We start from the raw sequence: 25,353 nt of genomic DNA on the forward strand, positions 1-25,353 counted from the left end.
GGTCGGGCGGCGGCCGGATGGGCGAAACCCGACCTGTCGTGGGCCCGACAGATGGCGGAAATATGCCAACTTTGCCGAACATGCGACTACTATCAGCCCCTGCCTGCCAGGGCGGCTCGACCGTTTGTATAGTGTGCGCCAGCAGCCACCGGCTGCACGGCTGACGCGCCCTCCCACACAGCGGGACGCTTACTCGCCGTTACTGCCCCGCTCGGGTGTCCCACACACACCGAGCGTGACACCGGGACGGATTTCATGGTGCTGGGGGAGATCCCGACAACCCGAGTGACAGGTCGACTGCAGCAGTCGCCCGGTCACCTCATCCGAGTGGCCCAGCAGGTGCACACCCGCTTGTGGTCCGAGCACGTCGGAGCCGATCTGACGGCTCCGCAGTTCGCCGTGCTCCTCGCGCTCGCCCTCGAGCCCGGTGCCGATCAGCGCACCGTGGGCGAACGGGCCTCGCTGGACAAGGCGACGATGGCCGAGATGGTGGCCCGACTCGTCCGGCGCGGCCTGGTGCTGCGCCGGCGCGACCCGGCCGACGGCCGGCGCAAGCTGCTGGCCCTTTCTCAGAACGGCGCCCAGGCGGTCCGCGAGGCCACCGGCGGCGTCGTCCGTGTACAGCGGACGCTCTTCGAGCCGCTCACGCCCGACGAGCAGATCGAGATCGTCCGGGTCATGGCCAAGATAGCCCGGCTCGAGCCGGCCGCGGTCGCCGCGCTGACCGACGCGCGCCCGCTGCTGGACGCCCAGCGGGCAATCGGCTACCTCATCCGGGTGGCCCAGCAGGTGCATACCAAGCTCTGGTCCGACAAGGTCGGCTCCGAGCTGACCGCGCCCCAGTATGCGGTGCTGGAGGCGTTGGAAGCCGAGCCGGGCGCGGACCAGCGCACCGTCGGCGAACTCGCGTCGCTCGACAAGGCGACGATGGCCGAGATGGTCAGCCGGCTCGTCCGGCGCGGCCTGGTACTGCGTCGCCGCGACCCTTCGGACGGGCGGCGCAACCTGCTGTCGCTCTCGCCCGCCGGGCAGGACCTCCTGCACCGGTCGGCAGCCGGGGTTCGCGAGGTGCAGGAACTACTGCTTTCCCCGTTGGAAACCGAGGAGCACGGGCCGGCGCTGGCCCTGCTCGCCAAGACCGCCCGGCTGTAGCCGGGCCGGAACGATTCGGCAGCGCGGCCCCGCCGCGCCGCACGACCGAGGGCCGTCACCTGTGCGGAGTGACGGCCCTCGGTCGTGCCGCACCACCGGCCGGAGCACGGCCGGTGGTGCGGCACGGACGGACTCAGTTCCAGTCGAAGCCCTGCGGGTCCGGGCCGATCCGGCTACCGGTGTCGATCGAGGCGATCGCCGCCATGTCCTCGGCGTCCAGCTCGAAGCCGGCCACGTCGAGGTTCTCCCTGATCCGCGACGGGGTGACCGACTTCGGGATCGCGATGACACCGCTCTGCAGGTGCCAGCGCAGCACCACCTGGGCCGCGGTGCGGCCGTGCTTGGCCGCCACCTTTGCCAGCGCCGGCTCGTCGAGCAGCGACTTGCCCTGGCCGAGCGGGCTCCAGGCCTCGGTCGCGATGCCGTGCTGCGCGTGGAAGGCCCGCAGCTCGTGCTGCGGGAAGTAGGGGTGCAGCTCCACCTGGTTGAGCACCGGCGCCACCGAGCTCTCCTGCAGCAGCACCTCCAGCTGCTGCGGACCGAAGTTGGAGACGCCCACCGACCTGGCGCGGCCGTCCGCCGCCAGCTCCTCGAAGGCCTTCCAGATGTTGCCGAAGCTGCCGTGCATCGGCCGCGGCCAGTGGATCAGGTACAGGTCGACGTAGTCCAGCCCGAGCTTGGCGAGCGAGTCGTCGAACGCGCGGAGCACGGCGTCCCGGCCCTGCTGCCCGGACCAGTCGACGGTGCCGGAGTTCCACAGCTTGGTGGTGACGAACAGCTCCTCGCGGGCGACGCTCGACTCGGCTATCGCGACACCGGTGCCGGTCTCGTTCTCGTACACGGCCGCGGTGTCGATCGAGCGGTAGCCCGCCTCGATCGCCGCGCGGACCGCCGGCGCGGCCTCCGCGTCCGGAACCTGCCAGACGCCGAAACCGAGCTGCGGGATCACCGCGCCGTTGTTGAGCGTGACGCTGGGGATGGTGCTCACGGGAAGGGGTGCCCTCCTGGTCGTCCAATGCTTCCGAAGGCGGGCAACCGGTTCCGCCTGGAGAACATTCCCTGCTTCCGGAAATTCCCTCGAACCGGTGAGATGCCCGGCCGCCCTGGCCGGAACCCGGCGGTGCGGCCGGAAAACCTGTTGCGTCGGCCGCATCCGGGCGGGCACGCTCGGTGACCATGACGTCCTGAACCGTGTCCGGCGCCCGCTGCCCCCGAACGGGTCCGCCGCCCCCCGCCCCGCCTCCTGAAGGCCTGGTCGCGCTCTGCGCCGGGCCACGCCGCCGTGCCCGCGACCCGGGCAGTGCGCCCCCGACCTGCCCGTACCATCCGTAACGGAGCGTCATGCCGCTCACACACCTGCCGTTGGACGACCCCGGCAGTCCCGACCTCTCCTCCCCGCTGGGCCTGCTGCGCTGGCTCGCCCGCGCCCAGCGTCGCGGGCAGGTGCTCGCCACCTGCTGGGGCGTCCTCGAGATGGGCTGCCAGGCGGCCCTGCCGCTCGCCCTCGGGCTCGGCATCCAGGCCGCCGTCGACGGCGACACCGCCGGCATCTGGCGGGCCGGCGGCCTCGCCGCGCTGCTCGCCGTCCTCCAGGCCGTCGGCACCGTCCTGCTGCACCGCCAGGCGGTGTGGAACTGGATCACCTGCGCGGCCCAGGTCCGCCAGCTCGTCGCCCGCCAGGCCTCCCGCCTCGGTGCCGGCCTCTCCCGCCGGATCGCCACCGGCGAGGTGGTCGCGGTCAGCAGCGGCGACGTCGAGAAGATCGGCTGGTACGTCGAGCTGACGGCCCGCGTCCGCGCCGCCGTGCTGGTGTGGCTCGCGGTCAGCCTGGTCGTGCTCGTCCGCGAGCCGGTGCTCGGCGCCGCCGTGCTGCTCGGTGTCCCGGTGCTCGCCGCCGCCGTCTGGCCGCTGCTCGGCCCCTTCGAACGGCGCTACTCCGAGCAGCGCGCCCTCGGCGGCAAGGCCACCGAGCTCGCCGCCGACACCGTCGCCGGCCTGCGGGTGCTGCGCGGCATCGGCGGCGAGGAGCTGTTCCTGGAGCGGTACCGCACCGCCTCGCAGAAGGTCCGCGGGGCCGCCGTCCGGGCCGCCCGCACCTGGTCGCTGATGCAGGCCCAGCAGGTGCTCCTGCCGGGCCTGTTCGTCGTCGGCGTCACCTGGTACGGCGCCCACCTCGCGGCCACCGGTGCGCTCGGCATCGGCGAACTCGTCGCCGTGTACGGCGCGACCGCCTTCCTCGCCGCGCCGCTGCGGATCCTCGGCGAGGCGGCGCACGCCTGGTCGGTGGCGCGGGTCTCGGCCGGCCGGGCCGCCCGGGTCCTGGCACTCAACCGCACCGACCCCGGCAGCGACTTCCCGGAGAGCATCGTCCGGCCCGAGCGCGGCGACCTGCACGACCCGGTCACCGGCCTGACCGCCCGGGCCGGCCGGCTCACCGCCGTCGTCTGCGGCGACCCCGACGTCGCCGGCGAGCTCGCCGCCCGGCTCGGCGGGCACGTCCCGCTCGCCGAGGACGAGCAGCCGCAGCCCTCCGTCCGCCTCGGCGGCGTCCCGCTGGACGCAGCGCCGCTGGCCGACGCCCGGGCCGCCGTGCTCGTCCACGACAAGGAGCCGGTGCTGCTCTCCGGCACCCTCGCCGAACTGCTGGACGTGCCCGGCGCCGGGCGGGTGGACAACGTCGACGCGCTCGCCGCCGCCCGCGCCGAGGACGTCCTCGACGCCCTCGTCGAGGGCTCGCCCGAGTGCGGCGGCGACCCGATGGCCGCCCGGATCACCGAGCGGGGCCGCTCGCTCTCCGGTGGCCAGCGCCAGCGCCTCGCCCTCGCCCGCTCGCTGGTCGCCGACCCGCCGGTGCTCGTCATGGACGAGCCCACCAGCGCCGTCGACGCCCACACCGAGTCCCGGATCGCGGCCGGCCTGCGCAAGATCCGCGACGGCCGCACCACGGTGGTCTTCGCCACCAGCCCGCTGCTGCTCGACCAGGCCGACAGCGTCGTCCTCGTCCAGGACGGCAGGGTCGCCGCGGTCGGCTCCCACCGCACCCTGATCGCCGACGACCCGCGGTACCGCGCCGTCGTCACCCGGGACGAGGACGCCGGCGATCCCGCCCCGGCCTCCCCGCACCCCGGCACCCCGGCAGAGAACGAGACCCCGAAGGAGGTGGCATGCGGCTCCCACGAGGGCTGAAGCCCCCCACCGTCCAGGAGCAGGGGCCCGCCACCATGCTCCCGGTGGCCGGCCCGGCCACCGTCCGCGCCTACGTCCGCCTGCTGGCACGGCGCCACCGCGGCGGCTTCACCGCCGTCGTCGTGCTGCACTCGGTCGCCACCCTGGCCGGCCTGGTCGGCCCCTGGGTGCTCGGCTCGCTGGTCGAGTCGCTCTCCACCGGCACCACCGAGGGCCGCATCCTCGCCGCCGTCGGCTGGTACCTCGCCGCCCTGCTGGTGCAGTCCCTGTTCATCGGCCTGTCCCGGCTGCGCGGCAGCATCCTCGGCGAGGAGGTGCTGGCCGACCTGCGCGAGGACTTCCTCGTCCGGTCCGTCGCCCTGCCGCCCGGCGTGCTGGAGCGGGCCGGCACCGGCGACCTCGTCTCCCGCGGCACCACCGACATCGACCGGCTCGCCAAGTCGGTCCGCGAGGCCGTGCCCGAGCTCGCCGTCGCGGTGGTCTCCGTGGTGCTCGTCCTCGGCGCGCTGGCGCTGACCTCGCCGCTGCTCGCCGCCACCGCACTGATCGGCCTGCCGCTGCTGCTCGCCAGCTCCCGCTGGTACTTCCGGCGCGCGCCGCAGTCCTACCGCGCCGAGTCGGCCGGGTACGCGGCGGTCAACACCGTGCTCGCGGAGACCGTCGACGCCGGCCGCACCGTCGAGGCGCTGCGCCTGGGCGAGCAGCGCGTCCGGCTGACCGACCGCAAGGTCGGCGAGTGGGTGGCCTGGGAGCGGTACACGCTGTGGCTGCGCTCGGTCTGGTTCCCGACCGTCGACGCCACCTACGCGCTGGCCGTGCTCGGCACGCTCACCCTCGGCGGGGTGTTCACCGTCAAGGGCTGGATCGACGTCGGCCAGCTCACCTCCGGGGTGCTCTACGCGCAGGCGCTCGTCCACCCGGTCGACCTCATCCTGCGCTGGTACGACGAGCTGCAGATCGGCCAGGCGTCGCTGGCCCGACTGGTGGGCGTCCGCGAGGTCGCCGACCCGGAGACCGACGAGGAGCGCCACCCGGACGGCCGGCGGGTACGGGCCGAGGAGGTGCGGTTCGGCTACCGCGAGGGCGCCGACGTGCTGCACGGCATCAGCCTGGACGTCGCGCCCGGCAGCCGGGTGGCCCTGGTCGGGCCGTCCGGTGCGGGCAAGTCCACGCTCGGCCGACTGCTCGCCGGCATCTACGCCCCGGGCCGCGGCCGGGTCACGCTCGGCGGCGCCGCCCTGGCGGAGATGCCCGCCGAGCGGATCCGGGCCGAGGTCGCCCTGGTCAACCAGGAGCACCACGTGTTCGTCGGCACCCTCCGGGACAACCTGCGGCTCGCCCGGCCGGCCGCCGACGACACCGAGCTGCGGGCGGCGCTCGCCGCCGTCGACGCCGAGGAGTGGGCGGACGCCATGCCCGAGGGGTTGGACACCGAGGTCGGCTCGGGCGGCACCGCGCTCACCCCGGCCCAGGCCCAGCAGCTGGCGCTCGCCCGGCTCGTCCTGGCGGACCCGCACACCCTGGTGCTGGACGAGGCGACCTCGCTGCTCGACCCGCGCGCCGCCCGTCACCTGGAGCGCTCGCTCTCCCGGGTACTGGAGGGCCGCACCGTGATCGCCATCGCGCACCGCCTGCACACCGCGCACGACGCCGACGTGATCGCGGTGGTCGAGCAGGGCCGGATCAGCGAGTACGGCAGCCACCCCGAGCTGGTCGCGGCCGGCGGGCCGTACGCGGCGCTCTGGCGCTCCTGGCGCGACGAGCGCTGACCGGGGCGGGCGGCGCCGGGCGTGCCGCCGGGTCGGCCGCCGCGGGCCGCCGGCCCGGTCGGGGTGTGCCGCCGGAGGCCGTACGGCATTGCGCCGCCCGGGTCGCACCGGGCGGCGCGATACCGGCAAACCGGTACAGAACGGAGCAGACTGATGGTGTGACCAAGACTTCCGGTGGTTCCTCGGGCCGCACATCCGGCGGCGGCAAACCGCGCGGCGACATCGCGGGAGTGCCCACCAGAGTGATCGCCGTCGCGGTGATCGTGGTGCTCGCGATCTGGTTCCTGTTCGCCAATCTGGAGGACGTGAAGATCCAGTTCTGGGTGTTCACGGTGACCGCGCCGCTCTGGATCGCCCTGCTCGGCACCCTGCTGGCCGGCGGAGCCCTCGGCTGGCTGCTCAAGGGGCGCCGCACCAGGTGACCACCGCGACCCCACCGCTGATCGAACTCAACGGCGTCAACAAGCACTTCGGCGAGCTGCACGTCCTGCGGGACATCGACCTGGCCGTGGGCCGCGGCGAGGTCGTGGTGGTGATCGGCCCCTCCGGCTCCGGCAAGTCCACCCTCTGCCGGGCGATCAACCGCCTGGAGACGGTGGAGAGCGGCCGGATCAGCATCGACGGGCGGCCGCTGCCGCAGGAGGGCCGGGCCCTGGCCGCGCTGCGCGCCGAGGTCGGCATGGTCTTCCAGTCCTTCAACCTCTTCGCGCACCGCACGGCGCTGGACAACGTCACCCTCGCCCAGACCAAGGTCCGCCGGCGCTCCCGGGCCGACGCCGAACGGCGCGGCCGCGACCTGCTGGACCGGGTCGGCCTCGCCGCACACGCCGACCGGTACCCGGCGCAGCTCTCCGGCGGCCAGCAGCAGCGGGTGGCGATCGCCCGGGCGCTCGCCATGGACCCGAAGGCGCTGCTCTTCGACGAGCCCACGTCGGCCCTCGACCCCGAGATGATCACCGAGGTGCTGGACGTCATGCGCGGCCTCGCCCGGGACGGCATGACCATGGTCGTGGTCACCCACGAGATGGGCTTCGCCCGCGCCTCCGCCGACCGCGTCGTCTTCATGGCCGACGGCCGGATCGTGGAGGACCGTCCGCCCGAGGAGTTCTTCGCCGCCCCCAGGAGCCGGCGCGCCCGGGACTTCCTCGCCAAGATCCTCCAGCACTGAGGCGGCCGAGTGAAGCGCCGCGTCCGTACCGCCGCCGTCCTGCTCGCCGTCCTCGCCCTGCCCGCCGCCACCGCTGCCTGCGGGAAGCCCGGCACGCCGCCGCCCAAGGGCCCGCAGCCGAGCGCGCTGCCGCAGTACCAGGTCCGCGACGCCTCCGACGTGCAGGGCTCGCCCACCCTGGACGCCGCCCGCCGCCGCGGGCACCTGGTGGTCGGCGCCAAGGAGGACCAGCCCTACCTCGGCCAGAAGGACCCGGCCACCGGCAGCTACGCCGGCTTCGACATCGAGATCGCCCGGATGGTCGCCGCCGACCTCGGCTTCGCCCCGGAGGACGTCGAGTTCCGCACCGTCGCCTCCGCCAACCGCGAGACCGCGCTGCAGAACGGCCAGGTCGACTACTACGTCGGCACCTACACGATCAACGACAACCGCAAGAAGCTGGTCGGCTTCGCCGGACCGTACTTCACCGCCGGCCAGAGCCTGCTGGTGCGCCGCGGCGAGGAGCGCATCCACGGCCCGCAGGACCTCGCAGGGCGGAAGGTCTGCTCCGCGGCCGGCTCCACCCCCTACCAGCGGATCGCCAAGGACTACCCGAAGGCCGAACTCGTCGCCTACGACACCTACTCGGCCTGCGTGGACAACCTGATCTCCGCCCAGGTCGACGCCGTCACCACCGACAACGCGATCCTGCAGGGCTATGCGGCGAAGGCGCCGGACGAGATGAAGGTCGTCGGCGCACCGTTCTCCAGCGAGCCCTACGGCATCGGCACGCCGAGGAACGACACCGTCCTGCGCGCCGCGCTCAACGACGCACTCTCCCGTCACGAGCAGAACGGCGACTGGCGGAAGGCCTACGACGCCACCCTCGGCCTCTCCGGCGTGCCCGCCCCCGCCCCGCCACCGATCGACCGCTACTGACCACGACCGGCCGGCTGCCGTGGACCGGCCGGCCGCCGGCGACCACCGAAGGGCTCCACCGGATGAGAGTGCTGATCGACAACTGGTCGACCTACTGGCACGGCTTCCTCGGCACCCTGGCGCTCACCGGGGTGAGCGCCGGGCTCGCCCTCGCCCTGGGCGTGCTGGTCGCGTCCTTCCGGGTGTCCCCGGTGCGCCCGCTGCGGGTCTTCGGCACCGGCTGGGTGACGGTGCTGCGCAACACCCCGCTGACCCTGCTGTTCTTCGTCGTGGTGCTGGGACTGCCGCGGTTCGGCATCGCGCTGCCGTTCTTCACCTTCGCGGTGCTGGCCCTGGGCTGCTACACGTCGGCCTTCGTCTGCGAGGCGTTCCGCTCCGGCATCAACACCGTGCCCGCCGGGCAGGGGGAGGCGGCCCGCAGCCTGGGCCTGACGTTCAGCCAGACCCTGGGCCTGGTGGTGCTGCCGCAGGCGTACCGCGCGGTCGTCGCCCCGCTCGGCAGTGTGATGATCGCCCTGGCGAAGAACACCGCGATCGCCGGTTCGTTCAGCGTGGCCGAACTCCTCGGCACCTACCGCACCGTCAACGAGCTGGGCTACAGCGTGATCTGGGCCTTCGTCTGGATCGCCGCCGGCTACCTGCTGCTCACCCTGGCGATCAGCGCGCTCTTCGGCGTGCTGGAGCGGCGCGCGGCGGTGAGCCGGTGAGCACCGAGGCCTCCGCCCTCTACGACGTCCCCGGCCCGCGGGCGCTCGCCCGCCACCGGCTGTACGGCCTGCTGGCCGGCCTCACCCTGCTGGTCCTGCTCGGCTGGGTGGTCGCCGAGCTGTTCGACACCCACCAGTTCACCGCAGAGAAGTGGACGGCCTTCCAGTACCGCGGCATCCAGGAACTGCTGCTCCGCGGACTCGGCAACACCCTGAAGGCCTTCGGCTGGACGGTCCTGCTGGCACTGCCCTTCGCCGCCCTGTTCGCCGCCGGGCGGCTCTCCGAGCATGCCCTCGTGCGCCGGGTCAGCACGGCGGTGGTCGAGTTCTTCCGGGCCATGCCGCTGCTGGTGATGATCTTCTTCCTCTTCGTGGCGCTCAAGGCCGACCCGCTGCAGGCGCTGGTCGCCGGACTCGTCCTCTACAACGGCTCGGTGCTCGCCGAGGTGCTCCGGGCCGGGGTCCTCGCGGTGCCGGCCGGACAGCGGGAGGCCGCGTACGCGCTGGGCATGCGCAAGACCCAGGTGATGGCCTACGTGCTGGTGCCGCAGGCGAACCGGGCGATGCTGCCCAGCATCATCAGCCAGCTCGTGGTGGCGCTGAAGGACACCTCGCTCGGCTTCCTCATCACCTACGAGGAGTTCCTGCACGCCGGCAAGCTGATCGCCACCAACCTCGACTACGGGCTGCCGTTCATCCCGGTGGTGATGGTGATCGCCCCGGTCTACATCGGACTGTGCCTGCTGCTCTCCTGGCTGGCCCGGGTCGTCGAGCGGCACGGGCGGCGCAGCCCGCGGATGCGCGGCGGGGCGCCGGTGGCCGCGGCCGAGACGGTGACCGGGCTGCCGCCCGACGCCCAGGGGTAGCGCCCGACGGCCGGGGGTGGCGTGCGGCGGCCGGGGGTGGCGCGTGGCGGGGGAGCGCGTACGGTGACCGCAAGCTGACGGTGCGTCGTCCACGGACCCAATCTCCGCTTATGATTCATCGGTGTTCGATTCACGGCACATCAGGACCTTCCACGAGGTGGTCGTCTCCGGTTCGTACTCGGCGGCGGCCCGCGCGCTCGGCTACACCCAGCCCGCGATCACCCAGCAGATGAAGGCGCTGGAGCGGGCCGTCGGCGTGCCGCTGTTCACCCGCGCCGGGCGGGGCCTCCGGCTGACCGAGGCCGGCGAGGCGCTGGCCCGGCACGCCGAGACGATCCTCGACAGCCTCTCCTCCGCGCAGCAGCAGCTCGGCGCACTCGCCCGGCTGCGCGCCGGGAAGGTCAGGGTGTGCGCCTTCCCGAGCGCCAACGCGACCCTCATCCCGGAGACCATGGCCCGGCTGCTCGCCGACCACCCCGGTATCCGGGTCGAGCTGCTGGAGGCCGAGCCGCCCGACTCGGTGGACCGGCTGCTGCGCGGCGAGTGCGACATCGCGCTGGCCTTCCAGTACCCCGGCCTGCCGGTGGACGTGCCGCCCGAGGTGGTCGAGACGCCGCTGATGGAGGACCAGCTCACCGTGCTGCTGCCGGTCGGCCACCCGCTGGCCCGCCGGCACGCCGTCCGGCTCGCCGACCTCGCCTGCGAGCGGTGGATCGCCGGCTGCCCGCGCTGCCGCGCCAACCTGCTGAAGATCTGCGCAGAGCAGGGCTGGACCCCGGACATCGTCTTCACCACCGACGACAACCTCGCCGTGCAGAGCCTCGTCGCCGCGGGCGTGGGCATTGCGCTGATGCCCGCGCTGGTGCTCTCCTTCCTGTGCCACGCCAAGGTGACCGGCCGCCTGGTCGAGCCGCACCACCGGCGCCGGGTGCTCGCCTACGCACTGCGCGAGCACCTCCGGATGCCCGCCACCGCCCTGGTGCTGGACGAGCTCCGCCGCGCCGCCGCGGCCCGCGCCGGCTGCTGACCGGCCGTCGCGCCACCCCGCACCCATAAGCGGGAGTTGGCGGTACCTCAACGAACTGTCGTTGGACGTGATGGGTTGCGGCGCCGACTCTGCTGCCATGGCCACCGCCGCGAATCCCGCCGCCGTTCCCGCCACCACCCCGGCCGGCACGGCCGCTGCCACCGTCCCGAACGCCGCCACCGTCCCCACCGCCGTCCCCGGTCCCACCGCCGTCCCCGGTCTGGCTGCCGCCCGTCCGGCCGCCCCGGCCCGAACCGGGCCCGGCGCTGGCCGGATCGCCGTCGCCGGACCCGCCACCCCGCGGATGCGGCTGCTGATCGCCGACGTCCGCGCCGCCGTCCGCCGCGGCCTCGACCCCGACACCACCGCCCGGCTGGTCGCCGACCGCCTCGCCCCGCACCTCGGCCCCGACGACCTGCTCACCGCCCAGCAGCGGCAGGGCGACCCGGCCCGCTACCGCCAGCACCTGGTGCACGCCGAGGAGGACGGCTCCTTCTCCGTCGTCGCCCTCGTCTGGCTGCCCGGCCAGCAGACCCCGATCCACGACCACGTCGCCTGGTGCGTGGCCGGCGTCCACCGCGGCCAGGAGAGCGAACTGCGCTACCGGCTCGTCCCCGACGGACCCACCGCCCGCCTGGAGTTCACCGAGGCCGCCGTCAGCCCGCAGGGCTCGGTCGCCGCCTTCGCCCCGCCAGGCGACATCCACCTCGTCCGCAACCCCGGCCCGGACACCGCCCTCTCCATCCACATCTACGGCGCCGACATCGCCCGCCTCACCACCAGCATCCGCCGCGTCTACCGGCTGCCCGCCGCCCCGGGCAGCGGCCCCGGCGGGGCGTGAACCCGATGGCCCTCACCCTCCGCACCCCCGCCCGCCCCGCCGCGCCCCCGCTGCTCCACCGAACCGGCCCGGGCCTGCTCCTGGCCTGCCTCGGCACCGCCGCCGCGTGGGCCCTGCACGCCGCGGTGCCCGCCGTCCCCCGGCTCACCGCCGCCGTGGTGCTCGGCGTCGCCGCCGCCCATCTGCCCGGGCTGCGCCCGGTCGTCCGCGGCCCGGCCCGCCCCGGCCTGTCGCTGGCCGGGCGCCGACTGATGCGCGCCGGCATCGTGCTGCTCGGCCTCGCGCTCGGCCTGGACGACCTGCTCGGCCTCGGCTGGGCCACCCTCGCCATGGTGCTCGCGGTGGTCGCCGCGACCTTCGCCGGCACGCTCTGGCTCGGCCGCCGCCTCGGCCTGCCCGGCGACCAGCCGCTGCTCGTCGCCACCGGCTACTCGATCTGCGGAGCCTCCGCGATCTGCGCGGTCGCCGAGACCGCCGGCAGCGACGAGGAGGACGTCGCCGCCTCCGTCGCCCTGGTCACCCTCTGCGGCACCCTCGCCATCGCCGTCCTGCCGATGCTCCACCACCCGCTCGGCCTCGACGCGCCCGGCTTCGGCCGCTGGGTCGGGGCGAGCGTGCACGACGTCGGCCAGGTCGTCGCCACCGCCCAGACCGCCGGGCCCGCCGCGCTGCGCGAGGCGGTGGTGGTCAAACTCATGCGGGTGCTGCTGCTCGCCCCGCTGGTCGCCGGGGTGGCCCTCGCGCTCGCCCGCCGCGCCCGGCGGGCGGCCGCACCAACCGCCGGCGGCACGGCGGTTACCCGCGCCGCCGGCGCCCGGCGGCCGGCCCCGATGCCGCTCTTCGTTGCAGGCTTCCTGCTCGCCGCCGCCGTCCGCTCCACCGGACTGCTGCCCGACGAGGCACTCGCACTCGCCCAGGACGGCCGCGAACTCCTGCTCGCCGCCGCGCTGTTCGGCCTCGGCAGCGCCGTCGACCTGCCGGCCCTGCTGCGCACCGGCGGCCGGATCGCGCTGCTCGGGCTCGGCTCCTGGGTGGTGGTCGCGGGGGTGTCGTATCTCGGTGTCCTGCTGACCCGCTGAACGGATAGAGTCGATCGCGTCCGATCTTGTTGTGACGGCCGGAGGTGCCCAGCGATGAACCCGCCCGTGCGCGACGACGCCGCCCCGGTCACCCTGGACCGGCGGGAGGGCCCGTACGGCGAGGTGGTGCTGCGCCGCCGGGGCGAGCAGCTGGAGATCATCGCCAACGGCTGCTTCCTGATGGACACCGCGGACGGCCGCTCCGAACGGCTGCTGGTGCAGGCCGCGCTGGACCGGATCGCCGCCCCGCGGCCGTCGGTGCTGATCGGCGGGCTCGGCGTCGGCTTCTCGCTGGCGTACGCGGTCGCCGAACCGCGCTGGGGCGCCGTCGCGGTGGCGGAGCGCGAGGCGGCCGTCATCGACTGGCACCGCAGCGGCCCGCTCGGCGCGTTCTCCGCCGGGGCGCTGGACGACCCCCGGGTCACCGTGCTGCACACCGATCTGGTGGTGCACCTGGCCGGCGGCGGCGAGGCCTACGACGCGCTCTGCCTCGACATCGACAACGGCCCGGACTGGACGGTCGACGAGGCCAACGACGGCCTGTACGGTCCGGCCGGGCTGGCCGCCGCACGCGGCCGGCTCAACCCCGGCGGCATCCTCGCGGTGTGGAGCGCCCGGCCCTCCGCTGCCTTCGAACAGGCGCTGCGGGAGGCCGGGTTCGCCGAGGTCGAGACCTTGGAGGTCACGGTCGCGCGCGGCGTGCCGGATGTGGTGCATCTGGCACGCCGCGCGTGAACTCCGTTCGCCCGACTGCTACTTCAGACCGTTGTCCACCGCGGTCATGAGCTCACCGCTCGCGGTGTCGCCGTCGAAGGACCAGATCATGGCGCCCGCCAGGCCCTGCGACTTGATCCAGGCGGTCTTGCGGGCGATCTCCGTCGGGTCGTCGTAGGTGTAGAGGACGTTCCCGTTGTAGATGTAGGCGAAGCCCGCCACCGGATCGCGGTAGACGGTGTAACCGCCGCTCGTGGCCATGTCCTTGAGCTTGTGGTAGTCCTCGTAGCCGGCCTCGTAGGTGCCGGGGGCGGCGCCGGTCGAGGTCTGGAACAGGCCGTTGGTGGTGCCGCGCGGCACGCCCTGCCAACCGCGTCCGTAGAACGGGATGCCGAGGGTCAGCTTGCTCTTCGGCGCACCGCCCGCGACGTACGCGTTGATGGCGATCTGGGAGCTGAACCGCTGGTTCGCGGGGCTCGGGTCGCCGGCCGGCAGGGTGAGCGCCGACTGCTGGTTGGTCGTGGTCTCCCAGGCGCCGTGGTAGTCGTAGCCCTGGACGGTGGCGAAGTCGAACGCCCCGAACAGGCCCGGGATGTCGATGCCCGCGGAGATCTTCGCCGGGTCGGCCGGCAGGAAGGCGCTCAGCGTGTAGTGCTTGCCGGTGGTGGCGCCCAGCGCGTCCAGCTGGCGGCGGAACTCCTGCGCCAGCAGGGTGTAGTTGGCCTTGTCGGCGGGCTTGTAGATGTTGCCGAGGTGGCCCTCCGAGTTGGGCCACTCCCAGTCGAGGTCGATGCCGTCGAAGATGCCGGCCGCCGAGCCCGCGCCGCCGCGGCCGTCGATCACCGGCAGGTTGCCCTTGATGTACATGTCGATGCAGGAGCTCACCAGCGCCTTGCGGGAGGCGTCGGTGGCGGCCGCGTCGGAGAACCACTTGCTGTACGACCAGCCGCCCAGCGAGATCTGGATCTTCAGGTTGGGGTGCTTGGCCTTCAGCTGCTTGAGCTGGTTGAAGTTACCGGCCAGCGGCTGGTCCCAGGTGTCGGTGGTGCCGGCGACCGAGGTGCCGGCGTCCCAGCCCTTGCCGAAGTCGGCCCAGGCGTCGCCGGCGCCGTCGCCCGCGTTCGGGTCGGAGTCGTTGCCGGCCGCCTTGTTGGTGATGAAGCACTGCTTGGTGGTCGGGTGGATGTTGGCGAAGGCGTAGTTGAGCGTGGTGAGCTTCGCCGCGCTGCCCGAGGTCTCCAGCTGCTTCACGCTGTAGCCGCGGGAGTAGATCGACCACTGGGTGAAGTAGCCGATCTTCAGGTTTCCGCCGCCCCCGCCGCCGGTCTGGGTGCGGGCGGTGACCGCGCCGGAGGCGGGCGAGGCATTGCCCGCCGCGTCCCTGGCCTTCACGGTGAAGGTGTACGAGGTGTCCGCGGCCAGGCCGCCGACCGTGGCGGAGGTACCGGTGACGGTCGCGGCGACCGTCCCGCCGTTGTACACGTCGTAGGCGACCACGCCGACGTTGTCGGTGGAGGCGCCCCAGGCCAGCGAGACCGAGCTGGACGAGGTGCCGGTGACGGTGGGCGTGCCCGGGGCGGTCGGCGGCTGCGGGTCGGTCGTCGTGGGGACGGTGACGGTGACCGGTCCGGCTGCGGCGGAGCGGTTGCCCGCGGCGTCGAAGGCGACCACGGTGAAGCCGTGCGCACCCGCCGACAGGCCGGTGACGGTGGCCGAGGTGCCGGTCACGGTGGCCCGCTTGGTGGTGCCCTCCAGGACGTCGTAGCCGGCCACCCCGACGTTGTCGGTGGAGGCCGTCCAGGACAGCGCGGCACCGCTGCCGCCGCTCAGCGCGCCGGTCAGGTTGCCCGGGGTGGTCGGCGGCGCGGTGTCGCCGCCCCCGCCGCCACAGGGCGCGCCGTTGAGCTTGCAGTTGGCGAGCGGCGCGTAGGCGCCCGAATAGGCGATGTTGAAGCCGAAGTTGTACGAGCCGCCGGCCGGGATGGTCGGCTGCCAGCTCGGGTTCTTCACGGTGACGTGCGAGGACGCCACCGTGTAGCTCGCGTTCCAGAGCGAGGAGACCGAGTTGTTGGCGGGCAGGTCGAATTCGAGCGTCCAGCCGTTGATGGCGCTCGTCGTGCCGTTGCTGATGGTGTAGCTGCCGCCGTACCCGGTGCCCCAGTCCTGGTCCTTGGCGAAGGTGGCGGTGGCACCGGCGGCGTGGGCCGCGGTCGCGGGCAGGGCGACCGCGACGAGCGGTGCGAGGAGGGTCCCCGCGGCGAGCAGCGGGAGGCGGAACCGACGTTTGCGCATGGGTGAGAGCTCCTGTCCGGGAGCACGCCGGACCGCGTACGGCCCAGGGCTCCGCTACCTGTGGGGGAGGTGCCAGGTGCAGGGCTCCGGACGCGAGGGCGCGGCGGAGCCGGGTTCCCCGGGCCGTCGGGTTGCCGCGGAGGTCCTGTCCAGGAGGTTAGGGAGGGCGCGGTCACTGCGCAATAGGTCTGGACCATACCGGGTGGTCGGACCGTGACGATCCGTCATGCCGTGGCGGCTGCAAGCCGGCCGGGAGCACGCGCGCAACGACCGACGGCCGGGCGGGTGGAGGCACCACCTGCCCGGCCGCCGGCCGGAACGACCGCTGACCCCGGGTCAGCCGAAGGGGTTGTACGCCGGGGGCTCCTCGGGCGCGGGCGGCGCGGCGGGAGCGGCCGGCGCGGAGGGCGCCGGCGGGGCGAACGGGTTGAAGTCCGGCGGCGGAACGCGCACCGGCGTGCCCTTGCCCGGGCCGGACGGCGCCTCCTCGGCCGGTGCCTCGGCCGCTGCGGGCGCGGGGGCGGGCGGGGCGAAGGGGTTGAAGTCCGCCGGGGGGACGCGCACCGGGGTGCCCTTGCCGGGGCCCGGCGGGGCCGCCGCCGGAGCCACCGGCGCAGCGGCGGGGGCAGGGGGAGCGGCCGGCGCCGCGGCCGGCTTCGAGGTGACCGTGCCGAACGGGTCCTGCGGCTCGTTCGCGACCGTCGTACCGAACGGGTCGGTCTTGGCCGGCGCGGGAGCCGCGGGTGCCGGAGCGACCGGTGCGGGCGCCGGGGCCGCCGTGGCGCCGGAGGGCGCAGGCGGGGCGAAGGGGTTGAAGTCCGCCGGCGGAACGCGCACCGGGGTGCCCTTGCCCGCGCCCGGGGCCTGGCCGCCGGCCGGTGCGGCCGCCGCGGTCTCGGCCGCCGCCGGCGCGGGGGCGGGCGGGGCGAAGGGGTTGAAGTCCGCCGGCGGGATCCGCACCGGGGTGCCCTTGGGCTGCTCCGGCGCAGCGGCGGGGCCGGCTTCGGGTGCCGCCGAGGCGAGCGCGGGCGCGGGCTCGACCGGCGCGGGCGGGGCCACCGGGGCGGGGACCGCGGGCGGAGCCGGGGGCATCGGCGGCGCGGGCGGGGCGGCCGGCGGCTGCTCGAAGACGGCCTGCGGCACGGTCGGCGCCGGAGTGCTCGGCTCGAACGGCGCCGACTGAGCGGGCTGAGCGAACTGGGCGGGTTCGGCGGCGACCGGCTCGGGCCGGGACTGCGGCGGTGCGACCGGCTGCGGCTCGGCGGCGGCGACGCCGTCCCAGCCGAGCTGCACGCTCTGCAGGACGTCCGCGAAGACGCTCGCGTACAGCTCCCAGTCGTCCGCGTCCACGGTGCCGAGCTGCACGACCAGCGCCGTGGCGCCGTCCGGCAGCGGCAGCACCGCCTCGACGACCGAGCTGACCGCCCAGCGGCGCTGCCCGTCGGCGGTGAGGGCCGCGGGCACCGGCGAGGTGCGCGGCTCGACCAGGAGGGCCGCGGGGCCGGCCGGCAGCAGCACCGTCCACACCTCGGCGTGCGGCCGTGCGTCGGCCAGCCGGACGGCGACCTGGTCGGCCGGGCCGCCGTGCCGGTGCAGCGAGACGGTCAGCGAGGCGTGGCTGGTCCGACCCTCCGAGCGCAGCGCGCAGAGCCCGGCGAAGACCACCCCCGCTGCGGCCGCCTCGGCGGCCAGCGAGGCGGCGACCACCGACCAGTCGCGGCGCACCGCCATGCCGGCGCCGGCGAACAGCTCCTCCGCGACCTCGGCCAGATGGGCGGCCACCGCGGCGCCGCCGCCGCGCGCGGTCAGCGGGTGGAAGACCGGCGGCACCACCAGCCGGACCTCGGTGCCGGAGCCGGTCGACAGCTCCTCGGGCGCCAGCGTGACCCGCTCGGAGGCCAGCGCGGCCAGCGCGGCCGTGAACGGGGGCCGGAGCTTGACGTCCCCGGGCTCCGGTGCGACCGGCAGCTGGAACGCGCCCGGGACGGCGTCGCCCGCCCCGGCGTCGACGGCGACCCCGCGCACCTCGCCCGGACCGAACCGGGCGGCCAGCGCGGCCGTCACCCCGGCGGCGGACCCGATCCGGCGGGCCGTGCCGCCCTCGACCACGGTGCCGAGCCCACGGACCGTCAGCACCCCCGGCCCGTCGGAGGTGATCCGCAGACCGAACAAGGCGTCCGCGGACGGGTGTTCCTCGCGCCGGATGGCCGTCAGCGACCCGACGTCGTAGTGCGTGGCCCGTTCGTCCAGCAACGCCTCGGCCAGCACGTCGAGTGTGGCGGCAATCCGCTCCGCGCCAGCGAAGCCGTCCTGGGTCATGCGCCGAGCCCCCTCGCTCTCGGTGGAAAATCTGCCCACTTTCTATCAGACCTGGCCGACGCAGGGATCGGGCCCCGAACCGGACCGGCCGTCCGGCCCGCGCCGATCGGCCCCGTTCCGCGGTCAGATCGGCCAACAGCCGCGTCGCACAACCCCCCTGACAGGCCGGCCGTCGGCTGCCTGGTCCTCGCAGGGCCAGGCGGCGCGCTCCCGCGGAGGGCGATAATCGCCGACATGAGCCCAGCGAGCAGCCTCACCGACTTCCTGCGCAGCCGCCGCGCCCGCCTGCGCCCGCAGGACGTGGGCCTGCCGGACTACGGCGGCACCCGCCGGGTCGCCGGACTGCGCCGCGAGGAGACGGCCCTGCTCGCCGGGGTCAGCGTCGACTACTACACGAGGATGGAGCAGGGCCGGGTGGCCAACCCCTCGGAGGGGGTGCTCGACGCGCTGGCCCGCGCCCTGCGGCTGAACGAGGACGAGCGGCGCCACCTGCACGAACTGGCCCGGCCGCGGCGCGCCGCCCGCCCGGGCCGCCCGCAGCCGCCGCGCCGCCCGCGGGTCCGGCCGACGTTCCGGCGGCTGCTCGACGAACTGCCGGACGTCCCGGCCTTCGTCATGGGCCCGCGGATGGACGTCCTGGCGTGGAACCCGGCCGCCTGCGCCCTCCTCGGCGACTACTCCGCGCGGGACGCGGCCGGGCGCAACATCGCCCGGATCACCTTCCTCGACCTGGCGTCCCGGCAGCTGTACGCGGACTGGTCGGCGTGCGCCCGGGAGAACGTCGCCTACCTCCACCTGCAGGCCGGGCGCAGCCCCGACGACCCGCTGCTGGCCGCCCTGATCGGCGAACTCTCCATGAAGAGTCCGGACTTCCGCCGCTGGTGGGCCGAACACCCCGTGCAGGACAAGACCTCGGGCAGCAAGCGCTTCCACCACCCGCTGGTGGGCGACCTCGAACTCGCCTATGACACCCTGCGCGCCGCCGACGACCCCGACCAGGCCCTGATCACCTACACCGCCGACCCCGGCACCCCGTCCCACGACGCCCTCCGGATGCTCCTCGCCTGGACAGCGTCCGACGGACCCGCCGTGCCGGCCGAGCCCAACATGCCGGCCGGGCCCGACATGCCTGCCGAGCCCGCACAGGACCGCCGGACGCCCTGACCCGTGTCCGGGGCCTCAGTCGCCGGGGTGGGCCATGGAGTCGATGGCGACCGCCGCCGCGAGGACGGTGGCGTGGTCGGCGTCCGGGCCGATGTCCACCCCGTAGGTGTCCCTGACCCGGAACCACTTCTTCGACACCTCGGCGATCTTGTAGCCGTCGCGTTCGATGGTGTACTCGTGGTCGAGGACGTTGCCCTCGACGCTCAGGTCGTCGCCGTCCTCCTGCTTGATCGTCCACCTGTCCCGGATCGGGCTGATCACGGCCTTCTTGACGACCGCGACGCGGTGGCCCTCGGCGTCGTCGATCGCCATCGAGTCCTTGATCCGCATCGGGCGGCTCTGGACGGTCGCGACCCGGTGGCCCTGCGGATCCTCCATGTGGAAGGTGCGGCGGGCGCGCAGCACCTTGCCGTCGATCTTGTAGACGTGGTCCCCGGCGTCGTTGTCGATCCAGTAGTCGTCCCCGATGGCGACCGCCTTCTGCCGCATGCGGTACCTGGTCACGCCGTCGCCGTGGTCGAAGGCGTCGTTGGCCTTCCGGCGGTCCCGCCGTTCCTGGAACATGGTGCCGTCCCTTCGCGCCTCACCGCGGTGTGTCGCGGTGCGGCTGGTCGTGCTGCGCCATGACTTCAGTATGGTGCGGCGAGCCGGCCGAGCGCGTCGGCGATGCCGTCGACGGCGAGCAGGCCGGCGAGGTCGCGGACGAGGCCGGCGCACGGACCGTCCGGACGCTCGTCGGCGAAGAAGGAGGCGAACTCCACGGCCAGCTCGGGTTCGCGGGCGGCGGTGACGGCGAGGGCCGCGACCAGCTCCTGCACCAGCTGCAGCTGCAACTCCTCGCGGGGCACGGCCCGCTCGCCGAGCCAGTCGAGCGAGCTGATCTCGGCGTTGGCGATCCAGGCGCGCACGGTGCGGCGCACCCCGGGTCCGGCCTTGGGCAGCGCCAGGTGCAGCAGGATCTGCTCCTGTGCGGCCCGCCGCACCTCGTCGATCACCGCGTTGGTGCCCGGGCTGGCGGCGACCGAGCCGCCGCGCAGCAGGGCGGCGAAGCCCGGGCCGTGGCTGTCCACGAAGTCCAGGTAGCGGCCCATCACCCGCAGCAGCCGCTCGGACAGCGGCCCCTCGGCGGGCTCCTCGAACCGGGCGGTCAGTTCCTGCCCGGCCCGGCGCAGCGACTCCTCGTAGATCGCCTGCTTGCCGGGGAAGTAGTGGTAGACCAGCGGCCGGGAGGCGCCGGCCGCCGCGGCGATGTCGTCGATCGACACCTCTTCCGGCGGGCGCTTGCTGAACAGCTCAAGCGCCACCGCGATCAACTGCTCCCGCCGCTCGTCGACGCTGAGCCGGCGCCGGGGCGCCTTGTCGGCACGGCTTGGCTGATCCTCCGACCGGGGCGCCGTCGAGGGCGTACGGGAAACCATGGCGCCACCCTATCCAGCCCCGGCCGTCGGATGATCACCTGATCTTGGGAATCCGTCCGGGCGATCTGCCCGATCACGCGTCCGATCACGTGCCCGATCAGAGGTGACGAAAGTCTGACGTCCGGCCGCCGACCCTGGTCCGCGGCCGCGCGGAGTGGTCGAATCGGGGGGTGAACGAATCCACCGGTACGCCGGTCGGGCGCCGTGTGGTGCTCGGCATGCTGGGCCTGGGTGCGGCGGGCGTCGCCGCCGGGCCCTACCTGCAGCGCGCCGTCGAGGCGGTCACCAGCCACGACCCGACCGGGCTCAGCGACCTGGTGCCGGGCGGCGGCGGGTTCCGCTACTACTCGGTGGTCGCGGCGGTACCGCAGCGCACGGCCGCCGACTACACACTGACGATCGACGGCCTGGTCGACCGGCCGGCCACCCTCCGCCTCGCCGACCTGCAGGCGATGCCGCAGACCCGGATCGTCCACGACGTCCAGTGCGTCACCGGCTGGCGGGTGCCCAGCACCCCGTTCGAAGGGGTCCGGCTCAGCCACCTGCTGGAGCGGGCCGGCGTGCGGGACGGCGCCACCGCGGTGCGCTTCAGCTGCTTCGACGGCTCGTACAGCGAGAGCCTCACCCTGGAGCAGGCCCGCCGCGACGACGTCCTCGTCGCGCTGCGCATGCAGGACCGCCCGCTCGGCCACGCGCACGGCGGCCCGGTGCGGCTGTACGTCGCCCCGATGTACTTCTACAAGTCGGCGAAGTGGCTCTCCGGCATCACGCTGACCCCCGAGGTCCGCCGGGGCTACTGGGAGCACCTCGGCTACGACGTCGACGCCTGGGTCGGCCGCTCCAACGGACGCGACGATGCACCCACCGGCTGACCCGGGGCCCGCCGCCCGGCCCGCCCGGGTGGCCCGCTTCGCCCGCGCCGAGCGCTGGGTGCACCGGGCCACCGCCGCGCTGATGCTGAGCTGCCTGGCCACCGCGCTGATGCTGTACTACCCGCCGCTGTCGGAGCTGGTCGGCCGGCGCCGGCTGGTCGTGGTGGTGCACGAGTGGTGCGGGCTGCTGCTGCCCGTCCCGCTGCTGCTCGGCCTCGCCTCCCGGGCGCTGCGCGCAGACCTGGTCCGGCTCAACCGGTTCACGGCAGCCGACCGCCGCTGGCTGCGGGCCGTCCGCAAACGCTCGTACGACCGGCCGGCGGGCAAGTTCAACGCCGGGCAGAAGCTGTACGCGGCGTGGATCGCGGGGGCGGCGCTGGTGATGCTCGGCACCGGCCTGCTGATGTGGTTCACGCACCTGGCGCCGCTGGTCTGGCGCACGGGGGCGACCTTCGTCCACGACTGGCTGGCGGTGGCGGTCGCCGTCGCGGTGGCCGGCCACATCTGGATGGCGGTGCGCGACCCGGAGGCCCGCCGCGGTATGCGCACCGGCCTGGTCGACCGGCACTGGGCCGCCCGCGAGCACCCCGAGTGGGACCCTCCGGACGCCGCCCGGGGGATCCCTCAGGAGGACCGCGACTCCAGGTAGCGTCGGTACGCCTCCCGGCCGTCGACCACGAAGTCCCACTCGGTGAGCCGCTGGGCGAGCTCCTCCTCGGACAGCCAGCCGTGCCAGGCCACCTCCTCGACCTGCGGCGACACCGGGCCGTCCCAGCGGGCCTCGTACATGTCGCAGAACCAGGACAGTCCGTCCTGCTCGAACAGGAAGCGGAACAGCGGCACCGGCTCGATCCCGGTCACCCCCAGCTCCTCCTCGGCCTCCCGGACGGCCGCCTCGGCGTACGACTCGCCGGAGCCGACCACCCCGCCGACGAAGCAGTCGTACGCGCCCGGGGCGAACAGCTTGGTGTCCGTCCGCCGGTGGACGAAGATCCGGCCCTGCGGGTCGCGGACCAGGATGAAGACGCAGCGGTGGGTCAGACCGTCCCGGTACACCTCGGCGCGGGTCGCGGTGCCGACCACCCGGTCCTGGGCGTCGACCACGTCGAGCAGTTCTTCGGCGGGGTTCGTCATGTCTCCGGACACTACCGCCGGAGCCGGCCGGACAGGGGCAGGGGAGGAGAGCCGCCCCGGGACCGCGGCGGCACCGGTCGGACCACCCGACTATCGTTCCAACCGGAGGCGCAGACGACGGAACGGCGGGGAACGTGACAGCGGTGGAGATCTGGGGCGAGACGGCGGCGGGCTTCGAACCCGTCCGCGAGGCCTTCGCCCGCAACTTCCGCGAGTACGGCGAACTCGGCGCGGCCTTCGCGCTCTACCTGGACGGCCGCAAGGTGGTCGACCTGTGGGGCGGCGACGCCCGGCCCGAGGTCGGCGGCCGGCCCGCCCCCGCCGTGCCGTGGACGGCCGACACCGCCCAGGTGCTGCGCTCCGTCACCAAGGGCCTCACCGCCGCCACCGCGCTCCACCTCGTCCAGCGGGGCCTGCTCGACCTGGACGCCCCGGTCTCCTCGTACTGGCCGGAGTTCGCAGCCGCCGGCAAGGGTCGGGTCCCCGTCCGCTGGCTGCTCTCGCACCAGGCCGGGCTGCCGGTGCTCGACGTGCCGCTGCGCCTGGAGGACCTGCTGACCTGGGAGCCGGCCGCCGCCGCGGTCGCCTCGCAGGCCCCCGCCTGGGAGCCGGGCACCGCCCACGGCTACCACCCGTACACCTTCGGCTGGCTGGTCGGCGAGGTCGTCCGCCGGGTCAGCGGCCGGAGCATCGGCCATTACCTCACCGAGGAGATCGCCCAGCCGCTCGGCCTCGACCTGTGGATCGGCCTGCCCGCGGGGGCCGCGCCCCGGGTCGGCCGGCTGGTCGACCTGCCGGCCCCCGAGGCCGCGCAGACCGGCCCGAGCGGCATGAAGGTCCGCCCCAAGGCCTCCGTGGTGCGCGCCTACCAGGACCGCACCTCGCTGACCGCCCGGGCGTTCGGCGCCGTTCTCGCCGCCGTCGACCTCAACGACCCCGCCGTGCAGGCCGCCGAGGTGCCCGGTGCCGGCGGCATCGGCACCGCCCGGTCGGTCGCCCGGTTCTACGCCTCGCTGATCGGCGCCGCGGACCGGCACGGCGGCGCGCCCGGTGAGCGGCTGCCCGCGCTGTTCGGCCCGGAGGTGCTGAAGGAGGCCATGGGCCCGGCGGTCAGCGGCCCGGACAAGGTACTGATCGTCAACACCACCTTCGGCCACGGCTTCTTCCGCCACGCCGCCACCTCGCCGATGGCCTCCCCGGCCAGCTTCGGCCACCCCGGCCGGGGCGGCTCCCTCGGCTTCGCCGACCCCGACCTCGGCATCGGCTTCGGCTACGTGACCAACGGCATGCAGCCCGGCGTGACCGGCGACATCCGCTCCCGCAGCCTGATGGCCGCCGTCCGCGCCTGCCTGGACGGCCGGACCGGCTGACGGGTCCGCCCCGTCCTGACCTGACTGTCCGTCAGTTCGATGCTCCCAGGCCCTGTTCGCGGAGCCACTCCAGGTGGCGCTGCTGCTGGGAGGCGCGGCCGCCGGCGTGGTCGCCGAACCGCCAGACCTCGATGGCGGCGGGGGCGGTGCAGGCCCAAGTAGTCGGCGATCTCGGGGTAGGGGCCGGCCGAGGCGGTCTCCACGGCGCGCGGGACGTGCTGCAGGAACGGGACGTCGACCAGCGCGGCCGCCACCGCCTCCCCGGCCAGGGCGGCCGCGGCCGGCGCGAGCCCGCCGCCCTGGCCGGCGCCCGCCACGACGACCCGCGCCGGGTCGACCTGCGGCAGGCCCCGGACGAAGCCCACCGCCCGGACGGCGTACAGCCGCCGGTAGTAGTAGCCCGCGGGGGAGTCGATCCCGCGGGTCATGAACCCGGCCGCCCACTGCGGGCCGCCCGGGTGCGGGTCGGGGGTGTCGTGGCCCTGGCCACGGGTGTCCATGACCAGGTGGGCATGGCCCGCCGAGACGTACAGCAGCCGCTCCGGTGGCAGGCCCCGACCTGGCTGTAGCCCAGGTACTCGACCACCGCCGGCAGCGGACCCGCGGCGCCGTGCGGCAGCAGCAGCCACCCGGCGACCGGCTCGCCGCCGAAGCCGGGGAAGTTCCGGTGGTGGCGGACGGTCCCGGTGGTGGCGGGTGGTCAGATCAGGCCGCGCCGGGCGGCCCAGACCGCGGCCTGCAGCGGGGTCCGCACCCCGATCCGGTCGCAGAGCACCCGGATCCGGCGGCGCAGGGTGCGGCTGGAGGTGGACAGCCGGCGGGCGATGGCGTCCAGCGGCAGGCCCTCGGCGAGCAGGAGCAGCAGCTGGTGCTCCTCCGGGGCGAGCAGTCCGGCGGCGGGCCGCCGCGTCTGCGGCACGGGCTGGGCCTGCCGGTACGGCGGTGCCTGTAGCGGGCCGAGCCGGCCGGACGCGGGGGTGCGGCCGCGGTTCAGGGCGGCGGGATGGGGCGCAGCGGTCGGGTGCAGGGCGGGGGGGTGCATGGTGGCCTCCTTGCCACGAGAAGGACGGGGCCCGGTCAGCCCGATCAGATCGGCAGCCGGGCGCCGTCGCGCAGGTAGAGCGGGATCCGGTCGAGCGGGGCGTCGGCGGTCACCGTGGTGCCGCCCGGGTGGGTCTCGCCCGTCCAGGCGCACCGCCAGGTCGCGCCTGCCGGCAGTCGGACGGCACGCTCCCGCGCACCCGCCTCGACCACCGGTGCGACCAGCTGGTTCACGGGACGACTCCTGGGGGTGCGCGTGGGCAGCGGTGGGCGCGCCGGCGCGGCGACGCCCCGGCGTGTGGGATCGGTGGGGGTA

Annotated in this window: 23 protein-coding genes and 2 pseudogenes; 16 read left to right on the top strand and 9 right to left on the bottom strand. The window is 74.6% G+C overall.

Going from position 1 to position 25,353, the window contains the following annotated elements:
* The first annotated feature begins 255 nt into the window (after positions 1–255).
* The gene (locus AB0P35_RS22370; protein ID WP_257019434.1) at positions 256–1,152 is read left to right on the top strand and encodes a MarR family winged helix-turn-helix transcriptional regulator; all 897 of its coding nucleotides are present in this window, start codon (positions 256–258) and stop codon (positions 1,150–1,152) included.
* 133 nt (positions 1,153–1,285) lie between these two features.
* On the opposite strand, the gene AB0P35_RS22375 is transcribed toward AB0P35_RS22370, so the two are convergent.
* Positions 1,286–2,140, bottom strand: a complete 855-nt coding sequence (locus tag AB0P35_RS22375; protein WP_363513178.1) for an aldo/keto reductase — start codon at positions 2,138–2,140, stop codon at positions 1,286–1,288.
* Between the two features lie 353 nt (positions 2,141–2,493).
* On the opposite strand from AB0P35_RS22375, the gene AB0P35_RS22380 reads away from it, so the two are divergent.
* The 11 genes from AB0P35_RS22380 (at position 2,494) to AB0P35_RS22430 (ending at position 13,448) form a co-directional block, all read left to right on the top strand.
* The gene (locus AB0P35_RS22380) at positions 2,494–4,338 is read left to right on the top strand and encodes an ABC transporter ATP-binding protein (RefSeq protein ID WP_363513181.1); all 1,845 of its coding nucleotides are present in this window, start codon (positions 2,494–2,496) and stop codon (positions 4,336–4,338) included.
* Positions 4,317–6,107 carry an ABC transporter ATP-binding protein gene (locus AB0P35_RS22385; RefSeq protein ID WP_363513184.1) on the top strand — a complete coding sequence of 597 codons (1,791 nt, stop codon included), beginning with the start codon at positions 4,317–4,319 and terminating at the stop codon, positions 6,105–6,107. The genes AB0P35_RS22380 and AB0P35_RS22385 overlap by 22 nt, the downstream gene beginning before the upstream one ends.
* Before the next feature lie 158 nt (positions 6,108–6,265).
* Complete coding sequence (locus AB0P35_RS22390) at positions 6,266–6,529, top strand: LapA family protein (protein ID WP_363513187.1); 264 nt, start codon at positions 6,266–6,268, stop codon at positions 6,527–6,529.
* Between the two features lie 17 nt (positions 6,530–6,546).
* Positions 6,547–7,275, top strand: a complete 729-nt coding sequence (locus AB0P35_RS22395) for an amino acid ABC transporter ATP-binding protein (RefSeq protein ID WP_363513307.1) — start codon at positions 6,547–6,549, stop codon at positions 7,273–7,275.
* Positions 7,276–7,284: 9 nt separating this feature from the next.
* Positions 7,285–8,193: a glutamate ABC transporter substrate-binding protein gene (locus AB0P35_RS22400; protein WP_363513190.1), complete on the top strand. Its 909-nt coding sequence runs from the start codon at positions 7,285–7,287 to the stop codon at positions 8,191–8,193.
* Between the two features lie 62 nt (positions 8,194–8,255).
* Positions 8,256–8,900 (top strand): amino acid ABC transporter permease, encoded by a 645-nt coding sequence (locus AB0P35_RS22405; RefSeq protein WP_363513193.1) that lies wholly within the window; start codon positions 8,256–8,258, stop codon positions 8,898–8,900.
* On the top strand, positions 8,897–9,766 hold the full coding sequence (locus tag AB0P35_RS22410) for an amino acid ABC transporter permease (RefSeq protein ID WP_363513196.1): 870 nt from the start codon (positions 8,897–8,899) through the stop codon (positions 9,764–9,766). Before AB0P35_RS22405 ends, AB0P35_RS22410 begins: the two co-directional genes overlap by 4 nt.
* 121 nt (positions 9,767–9,887) lie before the next feature.
* A complete protein-coding gene (locus AB0P35_RS22415) occupies positions 9,888–10,793 on the top strand; it encodes a LysR family transcriptional regulator (RefSeq protein WP_363513199.1) in 906 nt (301 codons plus the stop codon).
* A gap of 304 nt (positions 10,794–11,097) precedes the next feature.
* Positions 11,098–11,634 carry a cysteine dioxygenase family protein gene (locus tag AB0P35_RS22420; RefSeq protein ID WP_363513310.1) on the top strand — a complete coding sequence of 179 codons (537 nt, stop codon included), beginning with the start codon at positions 11,098–11,100 and terminating at the stop codon, positions 11,632–11,634.
* A gap of 5 nt (positions 11,635–11,639) precedes the next feature.
* Positions 11,640–12,713 carry a putative sulfate exporter family transporter gene (locus AB0P35_RS22425; RefSeq protein ID WP_363513202.1) on the top strand — a complete coding sequence of 358 codons (1,074 nt, stop codon included), beginning with the start codon at positions 11,640–11,642 and terminating at the stop codon, positions 12,711–12,713.
* A 54-nt stretch (positions 12,714–12,767) separates the two neighbouring features.
* A complete protein-coding gene (locus tag AB0P35_RS22430; RefSeq protein ID WP_363513205.1) occupies positions 12,768–13,448 on the top strand; it encodes a spermidine synthase in 681 nt (226 codons plus the stop codon).
* An 18-nt stretch (positions 13,449–13,466) separates the two neighbouring features.
* Here AB0P35_RS22430 and AB0P35_RS22435 read toward each other — a convergent pair whose 3' ends face one another.
* Both AB0P35_RS22435 and AB0P35_RS22440 read right to left on the bottom strand, forming a co-directional pair.
* On the bottom strand, positions 13,467–15,719 hold the full coding sequence (locus tag AB0P35_RS22435) for a glycosyl hydrolase family 18 protein (RefSeq protein WP_363513208.1): 2,253 nt from the start codon (positions 15,717–15,719) through the stop codon (positions 13,467–13,469).
* A gap of 336 nt (positions 15,720–16,055) precedes the next feature.
* On the bottom strand, positions 16,056–18,038 hold the full coding sequence (locus AB0P35_RS22440; protein WP_363513211.1) for a hypothetical protein: 1,983 nt from the start codon (positions 18,036–18,038) through the stop codon (positions 16,056–16,058).
* A 234-nt stretch (positions 18,039–18,272) separates the two neighbouring features.
* On the opposite strand from AB0P35_RS22440, the gene AB0P35_RS22445 reads away from it, so the two are divergent.
* Entirely contained in the window at positions 18,273–19,202 is a 930-nt protein-coding gene (locus AB0P35_RS22445; protein WP_363513214.1) for a helix-turn-helix transcriptional regulator, read from the top strand.
* Between the two features lie 15 nt (positions 19,203–19,217).
* Here AB0P35_RS22445 and AB0P35_RS22450 read toward each other — a convergent pair whose 3' ends face one another.
* A complete protein-coding gene (locus AB0P35_RS22450) occupies positions 19,218–19,766 on the bottom strand; it encodes an LURP-one-related family protein (RefSeq protein ID WP_363513217.1) in 549 nt (182 codons plus the stop codon).
* A gap of 65 nt (positions 19,767–19,831) precedes the next feature.
* A complete protein-coding gene (locus tag AB0P35_RS22455; RefSeq protein WP_095876493.1) occupies positions 19,832–20,620 on the bottom strand; it encodes a TetR/AcrR family transcriptional regulator in 789 nt (262 codons plus the stop codon).
* A 218-nt stretch (positions 20,621–20,838) separates the two neighbouring features.
* Here AB0P35_RS22455 and AB0P35_RS22460 point away from each other — a divergent pair, with 218 nt between their 5' ends.
* The gene (locus AB0P35_RS22460; protein WP_095877240.1) at positions 20,839–21,492 is read left to right on the top strand and encodes a molybdopterin-dependent oxidoreductase; all 654 of its coding nucleotides are present in this window, start codon (positions 20,839–20,841) and stop codon (positions 21,490–21,492) included.
* On the top strand, positions 21,476–22,141 hold the full coding sequence (locus AB0P35_RS22465; protein WP_363513220.1) for a cytochrome b/b6 domain-containing protein: 666 nt from the start codon (positions 21,476–21,478) through the stop codon (positions 22,139–22,141). The genes AB0P35_RS22460 and AB0P35_RS22465 overlap by 17 nt, the downstream gene beginning before the upstream one ends.
* Here the strand turns inward: AB0P35_RS22465 and AB0P35_RS22470 are convergent.
* On the bottom strand, positions 22,117–22,626 hold the full coding sequence (locus AB0P35_RS22470; protein WP_363513223.1) for an NUDIX domain-containing protein: 510 nt from the start codon (positions 22,624–22,626) through the stop codon (positions 22,117–22,119). The genes AB0P35_RS22465 and AB0P35_RS22470 overlap by 25 nt on opposite strands.
* Positions 22,627–22,769: 143 nt before the next feature.
* Between AB0P35_RS22470 and AB0P35_RS22475 the strand changes: the two genes are divergently transcribed.
* Positions 22,770–23,996: a serine hydrolase domain-containing protein gene (locus AB0P35_RS22475; RefSeq protein ID WP_363513313.1), complete on the top strand. Its 1,227-nt coding sequence runs from the start codon at positions 22,770–22,772 to the stop codon at positions 23,994–23,996.
* Here AB0P35_RS22475 and AB0P35_RS22480 read toward each other — a convergent pair.
* From AB0P35_RS22480 to AB0P35_RS22490, 3 genes and pseudogenes are all read right to left on the bottom strand, one after another.
* Positions 23,897–24,621: pseudogene (locus tag AB0P35_RS22480) on the bottom strand (acetylxylan esterase). The gene AB0P35_RS22475 and the pseudogene AB0P35_RS22480 sit on opposite strands and share 100 nt — an antisense overlap.
* Positions 24,622–24,696: 75 nt before the next feature.
* Positions 24,697–25,038, bottom strand: coding sequence for a hypothetical protein (locus AB0P35_RS22485; protein WP_363513226.1), 342 nt, complete (start codon positions 25,036–25,038; stop codon positions 24,697–24,699).
* A 44-nt stretch (positions 25,039–25,082) separates the two neighbouring features.
* Positions 25,083–25,268: pseudogene (locus AB0P35_RS22490) on the bottom strand (hypothetical protein); the annotation flags it as partial.
* Between the last annotated feature and the right edge of the window lie 85 nt (positions 25,269–25,353).

Origin of the sequence: Kitasatospora sp. NPDC085879 (assembly GCF_040686255.1) — a bacterium.
GTDB lineage: Bacteria > Actinomycetota > Actinomycetes > Streptomycetales > Streptomycetaceae > Kitasatospora.